The organism is Streptomyces sp. NPDC047061, assembly GCF_040643955.1.
In the GTDB taxonomy this organism is placed as follows: domain Bacteria; phylum Actinomycetota; class Actinomycetes; order Streptomycetales; family Streptomycetaceae; genus Streptomyces.
This window is the reverse complement of record NZ_JBEYVI010000066.1, coordinates 19,024-37,603: the sequence shown is the minus strand read 5'-3', so window position 1 is coordinate 37,603 and position 18,580 is coordinate 19,024. Positions and strand designations below refer to the sequence as shown.

The following is an 18,580-nucleotide window of genomic DNA, read 5'->3' as shown; positions in this document are numbered from 1 at the left end:
ACCACCCCCGACAAGCCCCAACGAACGTGCCCTCCGTCCTACCGCACACCACCCCCGAACAGGCACAATGGACCTGACACCCACTCAAGCCCCCCCGCCGGGCCGATCAGGGGCGCGGATGCGCGAGAGCAGTACGGGGCATGGAGGACGTAACGTTCTCCCCAACCGGTACGGCTCTGGTCACGTCCTGGCCCGGCCGTTCCTGTCTCTCGCACACCACGCCGCTAGTCCGGCTGGGCGGCGAACAGTTCCAGGTGTGCGCAGGCGGGGCAACGGTAGGCATCGATCTGCCAGTGCGGCCGGCCCATCCTCCTGGCATTGCCGAGCGGGCCTCGCTGAAGGGGGCCCGCGATCCACCGCGCGAACCCGCGAGCGCCTTGTCCGGAGTCCTCGACGAAGCCCGGCTCCAGCCCCACCGCACCGCATTGGGTGCACCGTATGTTGTTCATCATGGGAGTGTAGTGAGCAGTCGCGGGTGTTGATCATGGGGAGCAGTTCCCGTCGGCCTCATCCCGCGTGACGCGCGACAAGCGGGTCGTGGCCTTTCGTCCACGGCTCCGTTGGCCGTCTCGTCGCAGGCCTGTTGGCTCGGTTCCGGTTCACGGCGTGGACGGCGACCGGTTCTTCGGGATCCGCCTTCGGGATCCGCTTCACACGCCTTTAACGCCAGGGACACGACAGGGAATCGGGAGCCACTGAGCATGTTTTTGGATCCAATCCAGCGCAGATTTAATCCATTCTCAGGATCGGTGCCCAAGGAGGCCCCATGCCGGACCAAACATCTGGATCGCCCTCGACCGCCGCCACCCTGTCGTCGGTGTCGGCGATCGCGTCGCGGGACGTCTCGCGCCGGACGATGCTCCGGGGGGCCGGACTGCTCGGCGTGGGTGTGGGGTTCGGGCTGCCCGCCCTGCTCACCGCGTGCGGTGCGGCCGCCCAGGACGGGGGCGGCAGCGGCAAGGGCGGCACACTCACGCTGGCCATCGACGCCACCAGCGCCGTCAACGACCCTGCCTTCTACACCTCCCTGGGCGACTGGATGGCCGTCGACTGCATCTGCCGCGGTCTGACGTTCATCTCCTTCGAGACCAACGAGCCCACACCGGACCTCGCCGAGAAGTGGACCGTGTCCGATGACAAGCTCACCTACACCTTCACCCTGCGCAAGGGGGTGAAGTTCCACGACGGGACCACCCTCAGCTCCGCCGACGTACTCGCCAGCCTCGGCCGCCAGTTCGACCCGGACGACAAGACGCTGCCCAAGGGCGCGACCCGGCCGCTGTCGAGCATGGGCGCCAACGTCGCCTCGCTCACCGCGCCCGACGACATGACCGTGAAGATGGTCCTCAAGAAGCCCGACCGGACCGTGCTCGGCAAGCTCTCCGACATCGGCGGCCGGATCATCTCCAAGGCCGCACTGGACAAGTACGGCGCCGACATCGGCAAGCACCTCGTGGGCACCGGGCCGTTCGCCTTCTCCACCGCCACCTCCGGGCAGTCCATCACGCTCAAGGCCTTCGACGGCTTCCGGCTCGGCAAGCCCCCCATAGACCGGCTGGTGCTGCGCCAGGTCCAGGATCCCTCCACCATCGTCAGCTCGCTGCTCAGCGGCGACGTGTCGGCGACCCAGTTCGCCCCGTACTCCGCCGTCTCGCAGCTGCGCAAGGACAGCGCGGTGAAGGTGTACGACACCCCGCACAACGCCGACGCCATCATGATGATCGACGCCCGCCGGGTCCCCGAGCTCAAGGTGCGCAAGGCCATCAACCTGGCCATCAACCGCAAGGCCATCCTCGCGCAGGCGTTCTACGGCGTCGGCGCCGAACCCCGGGGCTACGCCATCCCGCCGGCCCAGAGCGGTTACGACACCGCGCTCGCCGACCTCAGCACCCAGGACACCGCGCAGGCCAAGCGGCTGGTCGAGGAGGCCGGGGCGAAGGGGCGAACCATCCGGCTGATGGCCGCCAGCGACTCCTGGCACCCCAAGGCGGCCCAGATCATCGCTCAGAACCTCACCGACGTCGGCTTCAAGGTGGCCACCACCTCGGTGGACCCGGCGACCTACTTCAGCCGGCTTCTGGACGGCGAGGACGACTACCACGACCTGATGATCTGGGAGCGCAACACCTACGTGCCGGACCCCGACGACATGGTCGGCGCGATGGCGAGCCCCACCAGCATCTACGGCTCCAAGCTCTCCGGGATGGACACCCTGAAGGGTGCCGCCTCCCTGGCCGACGACCTCTACACGGCCAAGAACCTCACCGACACGAAGAAGCGCACCGCCGCCTACACGAAGATCCAGCGCCGGTGGGCCGAGGAGTACATGGTCCTGTCGATGCTCGCCTGCTTCAGCAACCTGGTCGTCAGCGGTGCGGACGTCAAGGGCATGAACACCGACGCGCTGGCCAACCACCGCTGTTACATGGAGAAGGCCAGTGTCTGAGGCCGGCGCCGCGGTCGACGCCGTGGTGGTGGAGGCGGTCACCGGTGCGGCGGCCGTCCCGGTCCGGTCCGGGGCGGTACGGCGGCTGCTGGGCGCGCTGCGCCGGCGCCGGGTGGCCCGCTCCTGGCCCGCGCTGCTCGCCTGGCTGCTGCTGGCCGCCATGGTGCTGGTCGCCCTGCTCGGACCGCTGCTCGTGACGGCCGACCCGCTGCGCCAGACCTCCTCGGCGCTGCTGGCGCCCGGGGCGCCGGGGCATCCGCTGGGCACCGACGACCTGGGCCGGGACGAGTTGGCCCGGCTGGTGCACGGGGCCCGCCCGCTGCTGCTGGTGTCCTTCGCGGCGACCGCGCTCGCGGCCGGGGCCGGCACGGTGGTCGGGCTGGTCGCCGGTTACGCGGGCGGTGCGGTCGAGCAGGCGCTGATGCGACTGGTGGACCTGACGCTGGCCTTCCCGTCGATCCTGCTGGTGATCCTGTTGGTGGCGGCGGCCGGACCGGGCACGGTCAGTCTGACCCTCGGCATCGGTGTCTCACTGGCGCCGGGGCTGGCCCGGCTGGCCCGCACCCTGACCGCGCGCGAGGCGGCCAAGGACTACGTGGTGGCCTGCCGGCTGGGGGGCACGGGTGCGCCCCGCATCCTGCTGCGCGAGGTGCTTCCCAACATCGGCGGTCCGCTGCTCGCCCAGGTCGTCATGACGCTGTCGGTGGCGGCGGGGTTCGCGGCCGGGCTCTCCTACCTCGGTCTCGGCATCCAGCCGCCGACGCCGGACTGGGGCTACATGGTGCAGGCCGGGCAGGAGTTCGTGTACACCGCGCCCCGGCTGGTGGTGCTGCCCGCGGCCCTCACCCTGCTGTTCGTCGTGGCGTGCAACTTCGCCGGTGACGACCTGCGGGACGCCCTCGACCCGCGGGGGACGGCATGAGCGCGGGCACCGGGGTGCTGACCCGGGTGCGCCTGCCCCGGCCGACGGGAGCGGCCTGGGTGCTCCTGCGCAGGCTGGCCGTGATCCCGGTCGTGCTGTTCGCGCTGGCCTCCCTGGTGTTCGTGGCGATACGGCTGCTGCCGGGCTCCCCGGCCACCTCGCTGGCGGCGGGCGGCGGCACCACCTCCGCCGGGCAGTTCGACGCCAACGAGGAACGGGTCACCAAGGCCCTCGGCCTGGACCAGCCGCTGCTCACCCAGTACGGCCACTTCCTCGACGACCTGGTCCATCTGCGGCTCGGTACCTCGTTCTACGGCTCCAACAGCGTCCTCGGCCTGCTCGGCGACGCGTTGCCCGCGACCGTGGAACTCACCCTCGCCGCCATGACGGTCGCGGTGCTGCTCGGCGTCGTCACCGGAGTCGTCGCGGCGCTGCGCCGAGGCAGCTGGATCGACACCTCGACCCGGGCCGTGGCGACGGTCAGCTTCTCGCTGCCCTGGTTCGCGCTGGGCGTGCTCGCCATCGTGGTGTTCGGCGTGTGGCTGCGCTGGCTGCCGGTCCTCGGCCGGCTGCCCAGCACCCTCGACTACCAACCCACCACCGGCTTCGTCCTGCTCGACGCGATCCTCCAGGACCGGCCCGAACTGGTGGGGCCGTGGTTCCAGCACCTGGTCCTGCCCGCGGTGACGCTCGCGCTGTCGATGGCAGGGTTCATCACCCGGATCGTGCACGCCTCCGTCCTGGAGGTGCTCGGCGACGACTTCGTGCGCACCGCCCGGATGAAGGGCCTCGGCGAGGGCGCGGTGGTGCGCCGGCACGTGCTGCGCAACGCCTGGCTGCCCATCGTCACCGTCCTGGGGCTCCAGTTCGGGTCCCTGCTGGGCGGTTCGGTGGTCACCGAGACCGTCTTCTCCTACCCGGGCGTCGGACGGTTGCTCGTGCAGGGCGTGCTGCAGCGCGACTACCCGGTCGTGCAGGGCGCGGCCCTCGCGATCGCCCTGCTGTTCACCCTCGTCAACCACGCGGTCGACCTGCTCTACACAGTCCTCGACCCGCGTCTACGCAAAGGATGATCCCGATGGACATCGTGCTGGTCCACGGTGCCGGCGGACGGCCCACCACCTGGTCGGCGGTCCAGCCGCTGCTCGCCGCCCACGGCCACCGGCTGGTCACGGTCACCAACCCGATGACCTCGCTCGCCGACGACATCGCCGAGACCACGGCCGCGCTCGCGGGCGCCGAAGGCCCGGTGCTGCTGGCCGGGCACTCCTACGGCGGCGCGGTGATCACGAACGTGGGACGCGACCCGCGGGTCGCGGGGCTGGTCTACATCGCCGCGTTCGGGCCGGACGAGGGCGAGACCGTCAACGGGATCGTCGAGCGCTACGAACCCGCGGAGATCTCCAAGTACATGCGGCGCGGCCCGAACGGCGAGTGGAAGTCGGAGCCGAGCGCGGAGTTCTGGGCGGAGATCGGCCCGGATCTGTCGGCCGAGCAGCGGGCGGTCGTCGAGGCGGAGGGGCGGAAGGCCGAGAACCTGATCTTCACCCAGGCGACCGGGGTTCCGGCCTGGCGGTCGCTGCCCAGCTGGTACCTGGTCGCCGACGACGACCGCACCCTGCGCCCCGAGATCCAGAACTTCATGGCCGAGCGGATGAAGGCGACCGTCGAGCATGTGCCGGGCAGCCACTACACCACCCTGGTGTGGCCCGAGCGGGTCGCCGAGCTGATCCACCGGGCGGCACTGGCCGTGGGCGGTGCCGTATGAACGCTCCGGAGGGCGTGCACGACGCGACCGGGTCGGAAGGCGTGCACGACGTGGCCCTGCCGGAGGCGGTGCTCGAAGTCCGTGGGCTGCGGGTGGGGTTCGACGTGCCGGCGGGTCGGCTGCCCGCCGTGGACGGCGTGGACCTGACGCTGCGCAGGGGCGAGATCCTCGCGCTGGTCGGCGAGTCCGGGTCGGGCAAGTCGGCGCTGTCGATGAGTCTGGTCGGCCTCAACCGCGGTCCGCGCACCCACATCGACGGCTCCGTGTCCTTCCGGGGCCGGGAGCTGGTGGGGGCGTCCGAGCGGGAGCTGCGCCGGGTGCGCGGCAAGGACGTGGCGGTGGTCTTCCAGGACGCGCTGGCCGCGCTCAACCCGCTGCACCGGGCGGGCGCGCAGGTCGCGGAGACGATCCGCGCCCATGGTGACGTCCCGCGCGCCACCGCCGCGAGCCGCGCCGTCGAACTGCTCGGCGAGGTCGGCATCGCGGGACCGGCGCGGGCCGCCCGCGCCTATCCGCACCAGCTCTCCGGGGGCATGCGCCAGCGCGTGATGATCGCGATGGGGCTGGCCAACGACCCGGCGGTGCTGATCGCGGACGAGCCGACCACCGCGCTGGACGTGACCATCCAGGCCCAGGTGCTGGCGCTGCTGAAGCGGGTGCAGCGCGAGCACGGCACGTCCGTGCTGCTGATCACGCACGACCTGGGGGTGGTCGCGGAGGTCGCGGACCGGGTGGCGGTGATGTACGCGGGCCGGATCGTGGAGCAGGGCACCCGTGACGAGGTGCTGTTCGACCCGCAGCACCCGTACACGATGGGCCTGCTCGGTTCGGTGCCCCCACTGCGCGGGCCGGTTCCCGAGCGGCTGCCGGCCATCCCCGGATCGCCGCCCGCCGGTGTCGGACGGCCGCCCGGCTGCGGCTTCCGGCCGCGCTGCGCGTTCGCCCACGACGGCTGCGACAGCCGCCCGGAGCTGCGGCGGCGCCACGGCGGCCCGGCCCATCTGGACGCCTGTGTGCTCACCGCGGCGGCCCGGGTGCGGGCTCGGGCGGCCCAGGCGACGGGAGCCGCCGTATGAGCGAGGTCCTGATGAGCGCCCGCGGACTGCGGGTCGAGTACGCCGGCCGGGCCGGCGGCCGGGTGCGGGCGCTGCGCGACGTCGACCTGGACATCGCCGAGGGCGAGACGCTGGGCCTGGTCGGTGAGTCGGGGTGCGGCAAGTCCACGCTCGGGCGGGCCCTGCTGCGGGTGGTGGAACCGTCGGCGGGCCGCATCGACTTCCTCGGCGCCGATCTGACCCGGCTGCGCGGCCGGGCTCTGAAGCGGACCCGGGCCGAGCTCCAGATGGTGTTCCAGGACCCCTTCGGCTCGCTGAACCCGCGTCGTACCGTCGCCGAGATCGTCGCCGAGCCGCTGCTGCGCTCCCGGGGCGCGAGCCGCGTCGAGGCGGACCGTGCCGTCGCCGAGCTCCTCGAACTCGTCGGGCTGGGGGCCGAGGCCGGTGGGCGCAAGCCGCACGAGTTCTCCGGCGGGCAGCGCCAGCGCATCGGCATCGCCCGGGCCCTGGCGTCCTCGCCGCGGTTCGTGGTGGCCGACGAGGCGGTCTCCGCGCTGGACGTGTCCATCCAGGCCCAGGTGCTGAACCTGCTGTCGGAACTGGTGCGCGACCGGGGGCTGACGATGCTGTTCATCTCCCACGACCTCGGTGTGGTGCGGCACATCGCCGACCGGGTCGCCGTGATGTACCTGGGCGAGATCATCGAGACCGCCTCCAGGGACGACTTCTTCTCCGGCCCGGCCCATCCGTACAGCGCCGCGCTGCTGGCCAGCGTGCCGGAGCTGCGGCCCGGCCCACCGGCCGAACGGCAGCCCCTGGAGGGCGAACTGCCGGACCCCGCGGACCCTCCGGAGGGCTGTCTCTTCCGGACCCGCTGTCCGTTCGCCACCGACCTCTGCCGCACCCGGCACCCGGAACTGCGCGAGATCGCACCCGGCCGCCGCGTCCGCTGCCACCTGCCCCTCGGCCCCGTGCCCGTGCCCGTGAGTGAGGACCAGCTTTGATCATCGACGCCTACAACACCACCCAGGACGTGCGCGGCCGTTCCGACTACCTGACGGGCGCCCGCAAGGGCGAGGCGCCGCCGCCCTACAAGCCCTTCGAGCCGCGCCGCATCCTCGACCGGATGGACGCCGCCGGGGTGGACATGGCGATGGTGTGCTCGCTCGCGCAGCGCATCGAGAACGACTTCATCGCCTCGCTGGTGGCCGCCCACCCGGACCGGTTCTTCGGCTTCGGCCAGGTACTGCCGCAGGCGGACGACGCGATCGAGGAGATCGACCGGATCGCCGACGCCGGTCTGGTGGGCCTGAAGCTGCATCCGAGCCTGCACGGCTACCACGTCGCCGACCACGGGCTCCTCGACCCGGTCTTCGAGGCGTGCGCCAGGCGCGGGCTGATGGTGCTGATCAACGCCTTGGACGACGCCTTCTGTGCGCCGCTCGCCATCGAGGAGACCGCCCGGGACCACCCCGAGGTGCCGACGATCATCGCGCACATGGGCGCGGTGTGGAACGTGCCGGAGGCGATCATCGTGGCCGAACGGCAGCCGCACGTCTACCTGGAGACGTCCGCGACGCTGATGAGCGACGTGAAGCGGGCCTACGCCCGGCTCGGCCCCCGGCAGATCCTGATGGGCAGCGAGTGGCCCGGCTCGGACTTCGACCTGGAGCGCATGAAGATCGCCAAGGCGGTCGAGGACGAGAAGGACCGGGCGCTGGTCGAGGGCGGCAACATGGCCCGCCTGCTGGGGCTCGGCGCATGACCGCCGCGCCCGTGGCGGTCCCGCCGGAGATGACCGAGCAGGACGCCGAACTCCTCTCCGTGGCCCAGGCGTTGCTGGAGCGGGTGTGGCAGCGGGACCGGCACGAGGTGGCCACCGCCCTGCGGACCGCGGACGGCCGGATCCACACCGGCGTCCATGTCGAGGGCTCCTGCCGGCGCAGTTCGATCTGCGCCGAGGGCGTCGCCCTGGGCACCGCGCGCGGCGCACTCGCGCCCGGTACGCCGCTGGCGGTGACCTCGGTGGTGTCGGTGCAGATCAAGCCCGCCGGGCAGTTCCGGATCATCGCGCCGTGCGGGGTGTGCCGTGAACTCATCAGTGACTACTGCCCGGACGCCGTCGTGTGGCTCACCACGGTCGACGGCGACCGTCCCGTCCCGGCACGCGCGCTGGACCTGCTGCCGGAGAAGAGCCGGCGCCGCTGGTGACCGGCGAACGAGACCCCCGTACCCCCGAGGACAGGAGAGACATGCCGTCCGTCATCACAGGTCCAGGCGGCCTGAGCGTGCCCACCGGGCTCGACGTGCCAGCACTCGCCGCGCAACTCGGCGGCAGCGGAACGTCGTTGCCGTGGGAGGAGCTGACCTGGCCGGAGGCCGGGACCACGGTCGCCGGCGGTGACGCCGTGATCATCCCGGTGGGCGCCACCGAACAGCACGGCCCCCATCTGCCGTTGGCCGTGGACACCCGGATCTGCGAGGCGGTCGCCCTGGGCGTGTCCGCGCTGACCGGCGTACCGGTGCTGCCTCCGCTGGCCTTCGGCGTGTCCGCCTCGCACGGCGGCTTCGCCGGGACGGTGGCGCTGCGCCCCGAGACACTGATCGCCGTCGTCGAGGACGTCATCGACTCCCTGTACGCCAGCGGTGTAAGGCAGTTCGTCCTGCTCAACGGTCACATCTGGAACAACGGCGCGCTCGACGTGTCCGCCGAGAAGCTGAGAGTGCGTCACCGGGACGCCCGGGTGCGGGCGTTGGGGTACGTGACGATGTACCCGGGTCCCGAGGTCGACGGCCATGTCACGTACGGGCGTGCGCTGATGCACGCCAACTACTTCGAGACCTCGGTGATGCTGCACCTGGCGCCCGACCTGGTACGGATGGAGCGGGCCACCTCGCACGTCGACGTCGACTCCTTCTGGGACTACCGCATGGACCAGGTCAGCGAGACCGGGGTGTGGGGCAGGGACGTCACCGAGGCGAACGCGGACCACGGGCGGGCGGAGTTCGACCGCTGTGTGCTCACCACCGCCCGCGCCGTCTCGGCGGCCGTGCGCGAGCCCTGGCCCAGCGCGGCCCACCGGCCCGGCGATCCGGCGTGAGCGTTCCCGCCTGAACCGTCACGCCTGAGCCGTCCCGCCCGAGGAACCGCGCCGCCGTTCCGCGAACGACAAGGAGAACCCCCTTGGACCCCAGCATCACCCTGCCCAGGCTGCCCGCGTGCGAGCCCATGCTCATCGGCGGCACCTGGACCACGGGCGCCTCGGACCGGCGCATCCCGGTCCTCGACCCGGCCACCCGTGAGCCGTTGACCACGATCGCGCAGGCGGACGCCACCGACGTGGCATCGGCGGTGGCCGCCGCCTCGGCTGCGCACCGCGACGGCCGCTGGCGCGCGCTGCCGCCCCGGGACCGGCGGGACGTCCTGCTGCGGCTCGCGGACCTGGTGGAGCGGGACGCCGAGGCGCTGGCGGTCCTGGACACCCTGGACAACGGCAAGGCGATCGAGCGGGCCCGCGGTGACGTGGAGCTGGGACTCCAGGCGATCCGGCACTTCGCGGGCGCACCGGCCCGGCTGACCGGCACGGTGCATCCCGCGGGGCCCGGCCGGCATGTGTACAGCGTCCGGGAGCCGGTGGGCGTGGTGGCCGCCGTACTCCCCTGGAACTTCCCCTTCATGATCGCCGCCTGGAAGCTCGCCCCGGCGCTGGCCGCCGGCTGCACGGTGGTCGTCAAGCCCGCCGAGCAGACCCCGCTGACCGCGTTGCGGTTGGCCGCGCTGTGCCTCGAGGCCGGTGTGCCGGAGGGTGTCGTCAACGTGGTGACGGGCGACGGGCGCACCGGGGCGGAGCTGGTCTCGCATCCCGACGTGGCCAAGGTGTCGTTCACCGGGTCCACCGACGTCGGGCGGCTGATCATGGCCGCGGCGGCGCCGTCCGTGAAACGGCTCACGCTCGAACTGGGCGGCAAGTCCGCCAACATGGTGTTCGCCGACGCCGACCTGGACGCCGCCGTACCGGCCGCCGTACGGGCCGTGTTCGGGCACTCGGGACAGATGTGCACGGCGGGCAGCCGACTGCTGGTGCAGCGCACGGTGTTGGCGGAGTTCCTGGACCGGATGCTGCCGGCCGTGGAGGCGTTGCGGATCGGCCCCGGGCTCTCCGGCGGGATCAACATCGGCCCGCTCGTCTCCCAGGAGCAGTTCGACCGGGTCACGGGCTACCTGGACCTCGGACTCGCCGAGGGCGCGAAGGCGGCCACCGGCGGCGAACCCCTGCCGGGACCCGGCTGGTTCGTGCGGCCCACGGTGTTCACCGACGTCACGCCGGACATGCGGATCGCCCGGGAGGAGATCTTCGGACCGGTCGCCGCGGTGTTCCCCTTCGACACCGAGGAGGAGGCGATCGCGCTCGCCAACGACAGCGACTACGGGCTCGCGGCGGGCGTGTGGACCACCGACCTCGGCCGCGCGCACCGCGCGGCGGCGGCGCTCCAGGCGGGCACCGTGTGGGTGAACACCTACAACGAGTTCGATCCCGCCGTGGCGTTCGGCGGCAGCAAGCAGTCCGGTCTGGGCAGGGATCTCGGCGACGCGGCGGTCGACGGGTTCACCGAGCCCAAGAGCATCACGATGGCGCTGTGAGCGCCCCCGTGACGGCCGTGCCGCCGGCTCCCGCCGGATTCGACGTGGCCGCCGAGCGGGCCCGCACCCCGGGCTGTGCGACCGGACACCACTTCAACGCGGCCGGTGCCGCGCTCCTCGCCTCGGACACGGTCGAGGCGGTCATCGCCCAGTTGCGTGCCGAGAGTCTGCACGGCGGCTACGAGGCGGCCCGGCTCGCCGCCGACGACCTGGCGGCCGTCTACACCGGTACCGGCCGTCTGCTCGGTGTCGACGCCGACGAGATCGCGCTGGTCGAGAGCGCCACCGCCGGCTGGCAGCGCATCGTGTCGGCGCTGCGGCTGCGCCCCGGGGACCGGGTGCTCGCCGCCCGTTCCAGCTACGTGAGCAGCGCCCTGCACCTGCTGGCCGCCGAGCGCGACACGGGAGTCCGGGTGGAGGTGCTGCCCAACGGGCCGGACGGCGCCACCGATCTGGCGGCCCTGGAGCGGGCGCTGCGCACGGGTCCCGCCGCGCTGGTGACCGCGGCGCACGTGCCGACCTCGTCGGGCCTCGTCGAACCGGCCTCGGGGATCGGCGCGTTGAGCGCCGAGCACGGGGTGCCGTTCCTGCTCGACGCCACCCAGTCGCTGGGACAGCTGCCCGTCGACATGCCCGCCATCGGCTGCGATCTGCTGATAGGTACCGGCCGCAAGTTCCTGCGCGGTCCGCGCGGCACGGGTCTGCTGGCGGTGCGTCGTCCGCTCCTGGAACGGCTCACACCCGAGGCCCCGGATGTCCGCGGGGCCCGCTGGACGGCCGAGCGCAGCTGGGAACTCGCCCCCGACGCACGACGGTTCGAGCTGTGGGAGGCCGCCCACGCACTGCGGCTCGGCCTGGGCTCGGCACTGGCCGACCTGCACGCGCTCGGCCCCGCGACCGTCTTCGCCCGCCTCTCCGCCCTCGCCGCGCGCCTGCGCGAGCGGCTCGGCGCGGTCCCCGGGGTGCGGCTCACCGACCCGCCGGCGGCGGGCGGGGCGATCGTCACCTTCGTGGTGGAGGGGCTCGACGCGAGCGAGGTCCAACGGCGCCTGGCGCTGCGGCGGGTGTACCTGATCGCCGTACCGGCCGACCACGGCCGCTGGGACATGGACCCGCGGGGACTGGCCAAGGTGGTGCGGGCGTCGGTGCACGTGTACACCGACGACGACGACCTGGACGCCCTGGTGGAGGCGGTCGCGGAGATCGCGGCGGACGCGCGGGGAACGGACCGTACGACGTCGGCGGCGGGCATCGGTGCCGCGGGTGCCTCGACGGACGCCTCCCGGACTCCTGCCCGTCTCCCGCGCGCCCCGACCGTCCGTGCGCCCGGGGCCGGTCGCCGGGATGCCGTGGTGGTGGGGCTCGGCGTGCACGGCGGCGCGGCGCTGCGGCAGCTCGCCGAGCGGGGGCTGGACGTGCTCGGGTTGGAGCAGTTCGCGGCGGGGCACGACCGGGGCTCCTCGCACGGCGCCACCCGGATGATCCGCCGGGCCTATCCGCACCCCGACTGGGACGGCCTGGTCGACACCGCCTACCGCGCCTGGGACGAGCTGGAAGAGGCGGCCGGAACCCGGCTGTTGGACGTCACCGGCGGGCTCTACGCGGCCCCCGGGGAGCGGCCCGATCCGCTGCGCGGTCCGGGCTGCCGGACGGTGGACCGGACGGCCGCGGCCCGGATCTTCCCGGGGCTGCGGCTGCCCGAGGGGTTCACGGCGGTCCACGACCCGGCCGCCGGGATCATCGACGCCCCCGCGACCCTGCGCGCCCAGCTCGCCCTCGCGGAGCGGGCCGGGGCCACGATCGCCGACCGCACCCGGGTCACGAGTTGGGGTCCCGACGGCGAGGGGGTCGTCGTCCGGACGGCGGACGGGGAGGTGCGGGCGCGTCGGCTGGTGCTGTGCGCCGGGCCGTGGACGCCGTACCTGGTGCCGTCGCTGGCCTCGCACCTGACGGTCACCCGGATCGTGAACGCGTACTTCGCCGCGGATCCGGCGGGGCCGCTCGGGCCCGGCGGGCTGGGCAGCTTCTCGGTCGATCTGCCGGAGGGACTGCTCTACGGCTTTCCGGCCGCCGACGGCCGGGGGCTGAAGGCGGGCCTGGACGCCGGTCCCGCGTGGGATCCGGATGCGGCCGGACCCGCCGCGACCGCCGACGAACTCACCCTGCTGACAAGGGCGGTGGCCCGGGTGCTGCCCGGTGCGGGCCCGGTCACGGAGAGCCTGACGTGTCTGTACACCATGACACCGGACCGGCGGTTCCTGGTCGGCGAGGTGCCCGGGGTGCCGCAGGCGCTGCTGGCCTCGGCCTGTTCGGGGCACGGCTTCAAGTTCGGCCCGGCGATCGGGGCCGCCCTGGCCGACCTGGTGTGCGAACTCCCGCGCCCGGACCTGGACTTCCTCTCCCCCGCCCGGCTGGTGGCCGGCGGTGCCCGGTGAGGGCCGCCACCGGGGCGGCCCGGACCCAGGACAGGGACGGGAGCGGGTCAGCCGTGGAACACGGTCTGGGAACGGCGCTCGTACCAGGCGGTCAGGTGTTCGCCGGCGCTGATGACGTGCTCGCGCATCGCCTCCTGGGCCCGGTCCTCGTCCCGGTCGGTCAACGCGGCCACGACGGCGTCGTGCTGACGGACGTTCAGCTGACGGTGGCGTTCGTCGCCGGTCAGGGCCAGCGAGGACACGTTGCGCGGGAAGCTCTCGTTGATCCGGTCGATCATCCGGCTCAGCCAGGGGTTGTCCGCCGCCTGACAGACGACGGTGTGGAAGCAGTCGTTGGCCCGAGTGGTGTCCGGGGCGCCCACGCCGGACGTACCGGTGCCCTCCGCCGCCGCACGCAGCACGTCGTTGTGGCGACGCAGCTCGGCGAGCTGGCTGTCGGTGATCCGGGCGGCCGCGCGCCGGGCGGCCAGGGCCTCCAGCTCGGCACGCACCTCGTAGGCCTGACGCACCTCCCAGGGCGCCGGCACCCGCACCACCGCACCGCGGTGCGGCTGCATCTCGATCAGCCCGCCGTTCTGCAGCTGGCGCAGCGCCTCGCGCACCGGAGTGCGGCTGACCCCGAACTCGGCGGCCAGAGCCGCCTGGCGCAGCGGTTTCCCGATCGGGAGCTCCCCGTCCATGATCCGCGCGCGGATACGGGCAGCGATGTCGTCGACGAGGGCGCCTTCGTCGGTCTGGGGCGTCATCGGAGTGGGTCTCACCCTTCTCGGGGGCTGACGGGAGCCGCGCGGTGGTGGAGCAGTCTGTCACGCCGCCGCCGTCCACTGTTCATCGACATTGGATCCATTTACAGACTATCCGCATCCAATAGGAGCGTGTCATGCATCTCGATGTGACCAAGGCCATCGATGTCTCGGTGCCGATCCACCCCGGCATGCTGCACTGGGGCCGGCGGCCCGAGGTGGAGGTCGTCGAGTCGCGTACGGCGGGCGACCCGTCCAACGTCAGCCGCTGGCGCATCGGGGCCCACACCGGGACGCACATCGACGCCCCGGCCCACTTCGTCGACGGCGGGAAGACCGTGGACCGGCTGGACCTGTCGGCCCTCAACGGTACAGCCCGGGTGCTGGACCTGACCCATGTCAAGGAGCAGATCACCGCGGCCGACCTCGACGCGGCGGGGCTCGGCACGGAGGAGCGGGTGCTGCTGCGCACCAGCAACTCGGCGGGTGTGCTGCGCAGCCCGTGGAAGGCCCGGCAGTGGGTCGGCCTGGCCCCGGACGGCGCCGAACGGCTGATCGAGGCGGGGGTGCGCACGGCGGGCATCGACTACCTCAGCATCGAGGCGGTCGCCTACACCACGCACTGGGAGACCCACCAACTGCTGTGCGGCGCGGACGTGTTGATCCTGGAAGTGGTCGACCTGCTGCACACCCCGGCCGGGGTCTACGACATGCTGTCGCTGCCGATACCCCTCCAGGGCGCCGAGGCGGCTCCCTCGCGCACTCTGCTGCTCCCCCGGGACGCCGCGTGACCCCGGCCGGCGCACTGCCCCCGGCCGGCGCACTGGCCCTGGCCGGCGCACTGGCCCTGGCCGCCCCGCACCCCGCGGCGCTCACCGCGGCCCGGCGGGCGGCCGGGCGCGGCGGCAACGCGATGGACGCGGCGCTGGCCGCCGCGGCCGCGCTGACCGTCGTGTACCCGCACCAGTGTTCTCTCGGCGGCGATCTGATCGCCCTGGTCCACGCCCCGGACGGCAGGGTGCGCGCGGTGCTGTCCGTCGGGGCGGCCGCGGCGGGCACCGATGTCAAGGCACTGCATGCGGCGGACTCCCGGATGCCGGCCCAGGGTCCGCAGACCGTCACCGTGCCGGGCGTGGTGGCGGGCTGGGCGGCGCTCGGCGAGGCGTACGGCACGCCAGGGGCGCTCGCCACCGCGCTGCGGGACGCGGCCGCGCTCGCCGCGGAGGGGGCTACGGTCTCGGCCGGACTGGCACGCGCGGTGCGGGACAACGAGGCGCGCGTCAAGGCCGACCCGGGCCTGTGCACGCTGCTGACCGGTCCGGACGGCCGCCCGGTGACGGAGGGCGACCCGCTGCCCCAGCCCCGGTTGGCGCAAGTCCTCGACGAACTCGCCGCCGATCCCTCGTCGTTCTACAGGGGCGCGATCGCCGAGACCCTCGCCGCCGGCCTGCACGACCTCGGCAGCCCGCTCACCGCGGCCGACCTGGCCGCGCACCAGGCCGAGTTCGCCGATCCGGTGGAAGTGGAGGTGGACGTGGAAGTGGAAGTGGAACTCGCGGGAGCCGGGGCGGTGGGTGTGCGCTGGTGGGCCGCGCCCCCGCCCAGTCAGGGTGCCGTGCTGCCCGCCCTGCTGTCCGCGGTGGCCGGTGCCGCGGGCCGCTCCGCGGTCGAGCGCACCCGGGTGCTGGCCGCCCGTTGCCAGGACGCCTCCGCTGCCCGGGACCGGCTGCTCGGTGACCCGCGCGGGCAGCGGCTCGACCTGGACGGGCTGCTCGACCCGGCGCCGCTGGCCGGCGCGCTCCCGCCCCGGCCGTCGTTCCGGCCGGCCGGTGACACGGTCGCGGTGACGGCCGTGGACACCTCCGGGCTGGCGGTCTCGCTGATCCAGAGCGTCTACCAGACCTTCGGCTCGGGACTGTGCGACCCGGGCACCGGGATCGTGCTGCACAACCGGGGTTCGGCGTTCAGTCTGCTGCCCGGGCATCCTGGCGTGCTGCGCCCGGGCGCGCGCCCGCCGCACACGCTGTGTCCGGTGATCGGCCGCTCCCGCGCGCTGCTGCTGGCGGCCGGCTGCCAGGGCGGCCGGGCCCAGCCGCAGATCCTCGCCCAGACCCTGCCCGCGCTGGCCGACCCGGACGCCGACCCGGACGCCGTACTGGCGGCCCCGCGCTGGGTGATCGGCGCCCGGGACATCGGCTTCGAGGAGCAGACCCTGCTCGCCGAGCCCGGCTCGGTGGCGGAGTCGACGCCCGCCGTGTCACCCGGACTTCCCGTGGTGACCGCACCGGGTCCGAGTGATCTGGCCGGACACGTCCAGGTGGTCCGGCTCACCCACGACGGCCGCCTGGACGCCGCCTCCGATCCCCGCGCCGACGGCGGCACGGCCCACCTGGCAGCCGGCACCCCCGCCGCGCCTCGCACCGCCCGTACTACCCGCACCACCCGCACCACCGGCGACGCCCCGGAAGGAACCCCCGTATGAGCACCCTCGCACCCCGCCCCGAGTCGGCCGCCGCACCCCACCCGCTGGATCCGCTGTCCGCCGCCGAACTGGCCGTCGCCGTCAAGGTGTTGAAGGACGACGTCCGGGTCACCGAGGACGTCCGGTTCTGGGGCGTCACCCTGGACGAGCACCACGCGCGCACTGCCCGCCCCGGCGACGCCCGGCGGGCCCGCGCGGTGGTGATCTGCCCCTCCGCGCGCCTCGGGTACGAAGTCGACCTGGAACTCGGTGCGGAGCCGCGTGCGACGGCCTGGCGCGAGCTGGACGTGCGCAGTCCCGGCTGTTCCTCGGAGGAGGCCCGGCAGGCCGCCGCCGCATGCCGGGCGGACCCGCGGTTCCGGGAGGCGCTCGCGCTGCGCGGCATCCACGACGTGTCGCTGGTGATGGTCGACCCGGAGTCGATCGGCGGCTTCGAACCGCCCGAGCACCCTGGCCGTCGGCTGACCTGGGGCAGTGTGTGGCACCGCGAGTCGGAGGACGACAACGGCTACGCGCGGCCCGTGCAGGGAGTGGTGCCGATCATCGACATGGAGTCGATGGAGGTGCTGCACATCGAGGACCACGGGGTGGTGCCCCTGTCGGAGGAGTCCGGGGTGTTCGCCGCCGGGACCGTGCCCGCGCGGGCGGGCTTGCGGCCCCTGGAGGTGGTCCAGCCCGAGGGGCCGAGCTTCACCGTGACCGGGCAGCGGGTGGACTGGCAGGGCTGGTCGGTACGGGTCGGCTTCAGCCACCGTGAGGGTCTTGTCCTGCACGACCTGAGTTTCGACGCGGGCGGTCGGGGGCCGCGCGAGGTGATCCGCCGGGCCTCGGTCAACGAGATGTACGTGCCGTACTTCGACACCGCCTCCACCCAGTACCGCAAGAACTTCTTCGACTGGGGCGAGTACGGCGCCGGGCCGCTCACCAACTCCCTCGCCCTGGGCTGCGACTGCCTGGGCGTCATCCACTACTTCGACGCGGCGGTCCTCGGCGGCGACGGCGTGCCCCGGGTCATCCCCAACGCGGTCTGCATGCACGAGGAGGACGACGGGATCCTCTGGAAGCACCACGACGGGCGCACCGGCCACACGGAGGTGCGCCGCTCGCGCCGGCTGATCATCTCGGCGTTCGCGACGGTCGCCAACTACGACTACGGCTTCTACTGGTCCCTGTACCAGGACGGCTCGGTCATGCTGGAGATCAAGATGACCGGCATCCTGTCCGCGACCGGTGTCACGGCGGACGAGGAGACGCCGTACGCCCGGCGGGTGGCCCCGAACGTGGCGGTCACCAACCACCAGCACTTCTTCGCCGTACGACTGGACATGGCGGTGGACGGGACGGCCAACCGGCTGGTCGAGGTGACCGCCGAGCACGAGAGCGACCCGGCGCTCGACCCGTACGGCAACGCGGCGCGGACCGTGCTGCGGCCGGTGCTCAGCGAGGCGGAGGGCGGGCGGTCCACGGACCCCTCGCGGGCCCTGCACTGGCGGGTGGAGAGCACCGAGGCGCGCAACCGGATGGGTGAGCCGACCGCGTACCGGGTGCACGTGGAGAACACGGCGGTGCTGCCGGTGCGTCCGGACAGCGTGTGCGCGCGGCGCGCGCCGTTCGTGGCGAAGCAGCTGTGGGCGACGGAGTACGACCCGGCTCGGCGGTTCGTGGCGGGCGAGTACCCCAACCAGGCCGAGCCCGGCGCGGACGGGGTGCACCGCTGGCAGGAGGAGGACCGTTCGCTGGACGGCACGGAGCTGGTGCTGTGGGCGACGGTCGGCTCGCACCACTTCCCGCGTCCCGAGGAATGGCCGGTGATGCCGGTGGCCCGGGCCAGGCTGCGGCTGGAGCCGGACGGCTTCTTCGACCGCAACCCCGCGCTGGACGTCCCGGCACCGGTCTCCTGCCATCCGCCGGCCACCGCGGCGGCCCCGGGCGGCGGGCATTGCTGCTCCGGATGACCAGCGTAGAAGCCACATCCACGGCACAACACGGCCACACCGCACGCACGGCTCCGGTGCGCCGACCGCTCGCCGCGCTCGTGGTGCTGGTCGTGACGGGTTTGGCCCTGTTCACCGCCGGTGCCTCCTCGG

At 73.2% G+C, this 18,580-nt stretch carries 16 protein-coding genes; 14 read left to right on the top strand and 2 right to left on the bottom strand.

What is annotated here, in order from left to right:
• Positions 1-224: 224 nt before the first annotated feature.
• Positions 225-449 (bottom strand): hypothetical protein, encoded by a 225-nt coding sequence (locus ABZ887_RS47680; protein WP_361305352.1) that lies wholly within the window; start codon positions 447-449, stop codon positions 225-227.
• A gap of 317 nt (positions 450-766) precedes the next feature.
• On the opposite strand from ABZ887_RS47680, the gene ABZ887_RS47675 reads away from it, so the two are divergent.
• The 11 genes from ABZ887_RS47675 to solA all read left to right on the top strand — a co-directional run bounded on the left by ABZ887_RS47675 (position 767) and on the right by solA (position 13,268).
• On the top strand, positions 767-2,446 hold the full coding sequence (locus ABZ887_RS47675) for an ABC transporter substrate-binding protein (protein ID WP_361305350.1): 1,680 nt from the start codon (positions 767-769) through the stop codon (positions 2,444-2,446).
• Entirely contained in the window at positions 2,439-3,368 is a 930-nt protein-coding gene (locus tag ABZ887_RS47670; protein WP_361305348.1) for an ABC transporter permease, read from the top strand. The genes ABZ887_RS47675 and ABZ887_RS47670 overlap by 8 nt, the downstream gene beginning before the upstream one ends.
• Positions 3,365-4,441, top strand: coding sequence for an ABC transporter permease (locus tag ABZ887_RS47665; protein ID WP_361305346.1), 1,077 nt, complete (start codon positions 3,365-3,367; stop codon positions 4,439-4,441). Before ABZ887_RS47670 ends, ABZ887_RS47665 begins: the two co-directional genes overlap by 4 nt.
• A 5-nt stretch (positions 4,442-4,446) precedes the next feature.
• Positions 4,447-5,136, top strand: a complete 690-nt coding sequence (locus tag ABZ887_RS47660; protein ID WP_361305344.1) for an alpha/beta hydrolase — start codon at positions 4,447-4,449, stop codon at positions 5,134-5,136.
• Positions 5,133-6,212, top strand: a complete 1,080-nt coding sequence (locus ABZ887_RS47655) for an ABC transporter ATP-binding protein (protein ID WP_361305342.1) — start codon at positions 5,133-5,135, stop codon at positions 6,210-6,212. The genes ABZ887_RS47660 and ABZ887_RS47655 overlap by 4 nt, the downstream gene beginning before the upstream one ends.
• Complete coding sequence (locus ABZ887_RS47650; RefSeq protein WP_361305340.1) at positions 6,209-7,195, top strand: oligopeptide/dipeptide ABC transporter ATP-binding protein; 987 nt, start codon at positions 6,209-6,211, stop codon at positions 7,193-7,195. The genes ABZ887_RS47655 and ABZ887_RS47650 overlap by 4 nt, the downstream gene beginning before the upstream one ends.
• Positions 7,192-7,956, top strand: coding sequence for an amidohydrolase family protein (locus ABZ887_RS47645; protein WP_361305338.1), 765 nt, complete (start codon positions 7,192-7,194; stop codon positions 7,954-7,956). Before ABZ887_RS47650 ends, ABZ887_RS47645 begins: the two co-directional genes overlap by 4 nt.
• Positions 7,953-8,402: a cytidine deaminase gene (locus tag ABZ887_RS47640; protein ID WP_361305336.1), complete on the top strand. Its 450-nt coding sequence runs from the start codon at positions 7,953-7,955 to the stop codon at positions 8,400-8,402. Before ABZ887_RS47645 ends, ABZ887_RS47640 begins: the two co-directional genes overlap by 4 nt.
• A 41-nt stretch (positions 8,403-8,443) precedes the next feature.
• Positions 8,444-9,292: a creatininase family protein gene (locus ABZ887_RS47635; RefSeq protein WP_361305335.1), complete on the top strand. Its 849-nt coding sequence runs from the start codon at positions 8,444-8,446 to the stop codon at positions 9,290-9,292.
• Positions 9,293-9,375: 83 nt separating this feature from the next.
• Positions 9,376-10,833, top strand: coding sequence for an aldehyde dehydrogenase family protein (locus ABZ887_RS47630; RefSeq protein ID WP_361305333.1), 1,458 nt, complete (start codon positions 9,376-9,378; stop codon positions 10,831-10,833).
• On the top strand, positions 10,830-13,268 hold the full coding sequence (solA, locus tag ABZ887_RS47625; protein WP_361305331.1) for an N-methyl-L-tryptophan oxidase: 2,439 nt from the start codon (positions 10,830-10,832) through the stop codon (positions 13,266-13,268). Before ABZ887_RS47630 ends, solA begins: the two co-directional genes overlap by 4 nt.
• 47 nt (positions 13,269-13,315) lie before the next feature.
• On the opposite strand, the gene ABZ887_RS47620 is transcribed toward solA, so the two are convergent.
• On the bottom strand, positions 13,316-14,014 hold the full coding sequence (locus tag ABZ887_RS47620; protein ID WP_361305329.1) for a GntR family transcriptional regulator: 699 nt from the start codon (positions 14,012-14,014) through the stop codon (positions 13,316-13,318).
• Between the two features lie 134 nt (positions 14,015-14,148).
• On the opposite strand from ABZ887_RS47620, the gene ABZ887_RS47615 reads away from it, so the two are divergent.
• From ABZ887_RS47615 to ABZ887_RS47605, 3 genes are read left to right on the top strand one after another with little or no spacing between them, the layout of a single operon-like run.
• Positions 14,149-14,802 carry a cyclase family protein gene (locus ABZ887_RS47615; RefSeq protein WP_361305327.1) on the top strand — a complete coding sequence of 218 codons (654 nt, stop codon included), beginning with the start codon at positions 14,149-14,151 and terminating at the stop codon, positions 14,800-14,802.
• A complete protein-coding gene (locus ABZ887_RS47610) occupies positions 14,799-16,493 on the top strand; it encodes a gamma-glutamyltransferase (RefSeq protein WP_361305325.1) in 1,695 nt (564 codons plus the stop codon). The genes ABZ887_RS47615 and ABZ887_RS47610 overlap by 4 nt, the downstream gene beginning before the upstream one ends.
• Positions 16,490-18,448, top strand: coding sequence for a primary-amine oxidase (locus ABZ887_RS47605; protein WP_361305323.1), 1,959 nt, complete (start codon positions 16,490-16,492; stop codon positions 18,446-18,448). The genes ABZ887_RS47610 and ABZ887_RS47605 overlap by 4 nt, the downstream gene beginning before the upstream one ends.
• Positions 18,449-18,580 lie beyond the last annotated feature (132 nt).

Coding starts and splice junctions, on each gene's coding strand:
- ABZ887_RS47640 (WP_361305336.1), top strand. CDS start 7,953: ATGACCGCCGCGCCCGTGGCGGTCCCGCCGGAGATGACCGAGCAGGAC.
- ABZ887_RS47605 (WP_361305323.1), top strand. CDS start 16,490: ATGAGCACCCTCGCACCCCGCCCCGAGTCGGCCGCCGCACCCCACCCG.
- ABZ887_RS47635 (WP_361305335.1), top strand. CDS start 8,444: ATGCCGTCCGTCATCACAGGTCCAGGCGGCCTGAGCGTGCCCACCGGG.
- ABZ887_RS47650 (WP_361305340.1), top strand. CDS start 6,209: ATGAGCGAGGTCCTGATGAGCGCCCGCGGACTGCGGGTCGAGTACGCC.
- ABZ887_RS47665 (WP_361305346.1), top strand. CDS start 3,365: ATGAGCGCGGGCACCGGGGTGCTGACCCGGGTGCGCCTGCCCCGGCCG.
- ABZ887_RS47615 (WP_361305327.1), top strand. CDS start 14,149: ATGCATCTCGATGTGACCAAGGCCATCGATGTCTCGGTGCCGATCCAC.
- ABZ887_RS47680 (WP_361305352.1), bottom strand. CDS start 449: ATGAACAACATACGGTGCACCCAATGCGGTGCGGTGGGGCTGGAGCCG.
- ABZ887_RS47655 (WP_361305342.1), top strand. CDS start 5,133: ATGAACGCTCCGGAGGGCGTGCACGACGCGACCGGGTCGGAAGGCGTG.
- ABZ887_RS47660 (WP_361305344.1), top strand. CDS start 4,447: ATGGACATCGTGCTGGTCCACGGTGCCGGCGGACGGCCCACCACCTGG.
- ABZ887_RS47620 (WP_361305329.1), bottom strand. CDS start 14,014: ATGACGCCCCAGACCGACGAAGGCGCCCTCGTCGACGACATCGCTGCC.
- ABZ887_RS47675 (WP_361305350.1), top strand. CDS start 767: ATGCCGGACCAAACATCTGGATCGCCCTCGACCGCCGCCACCCTGTCG.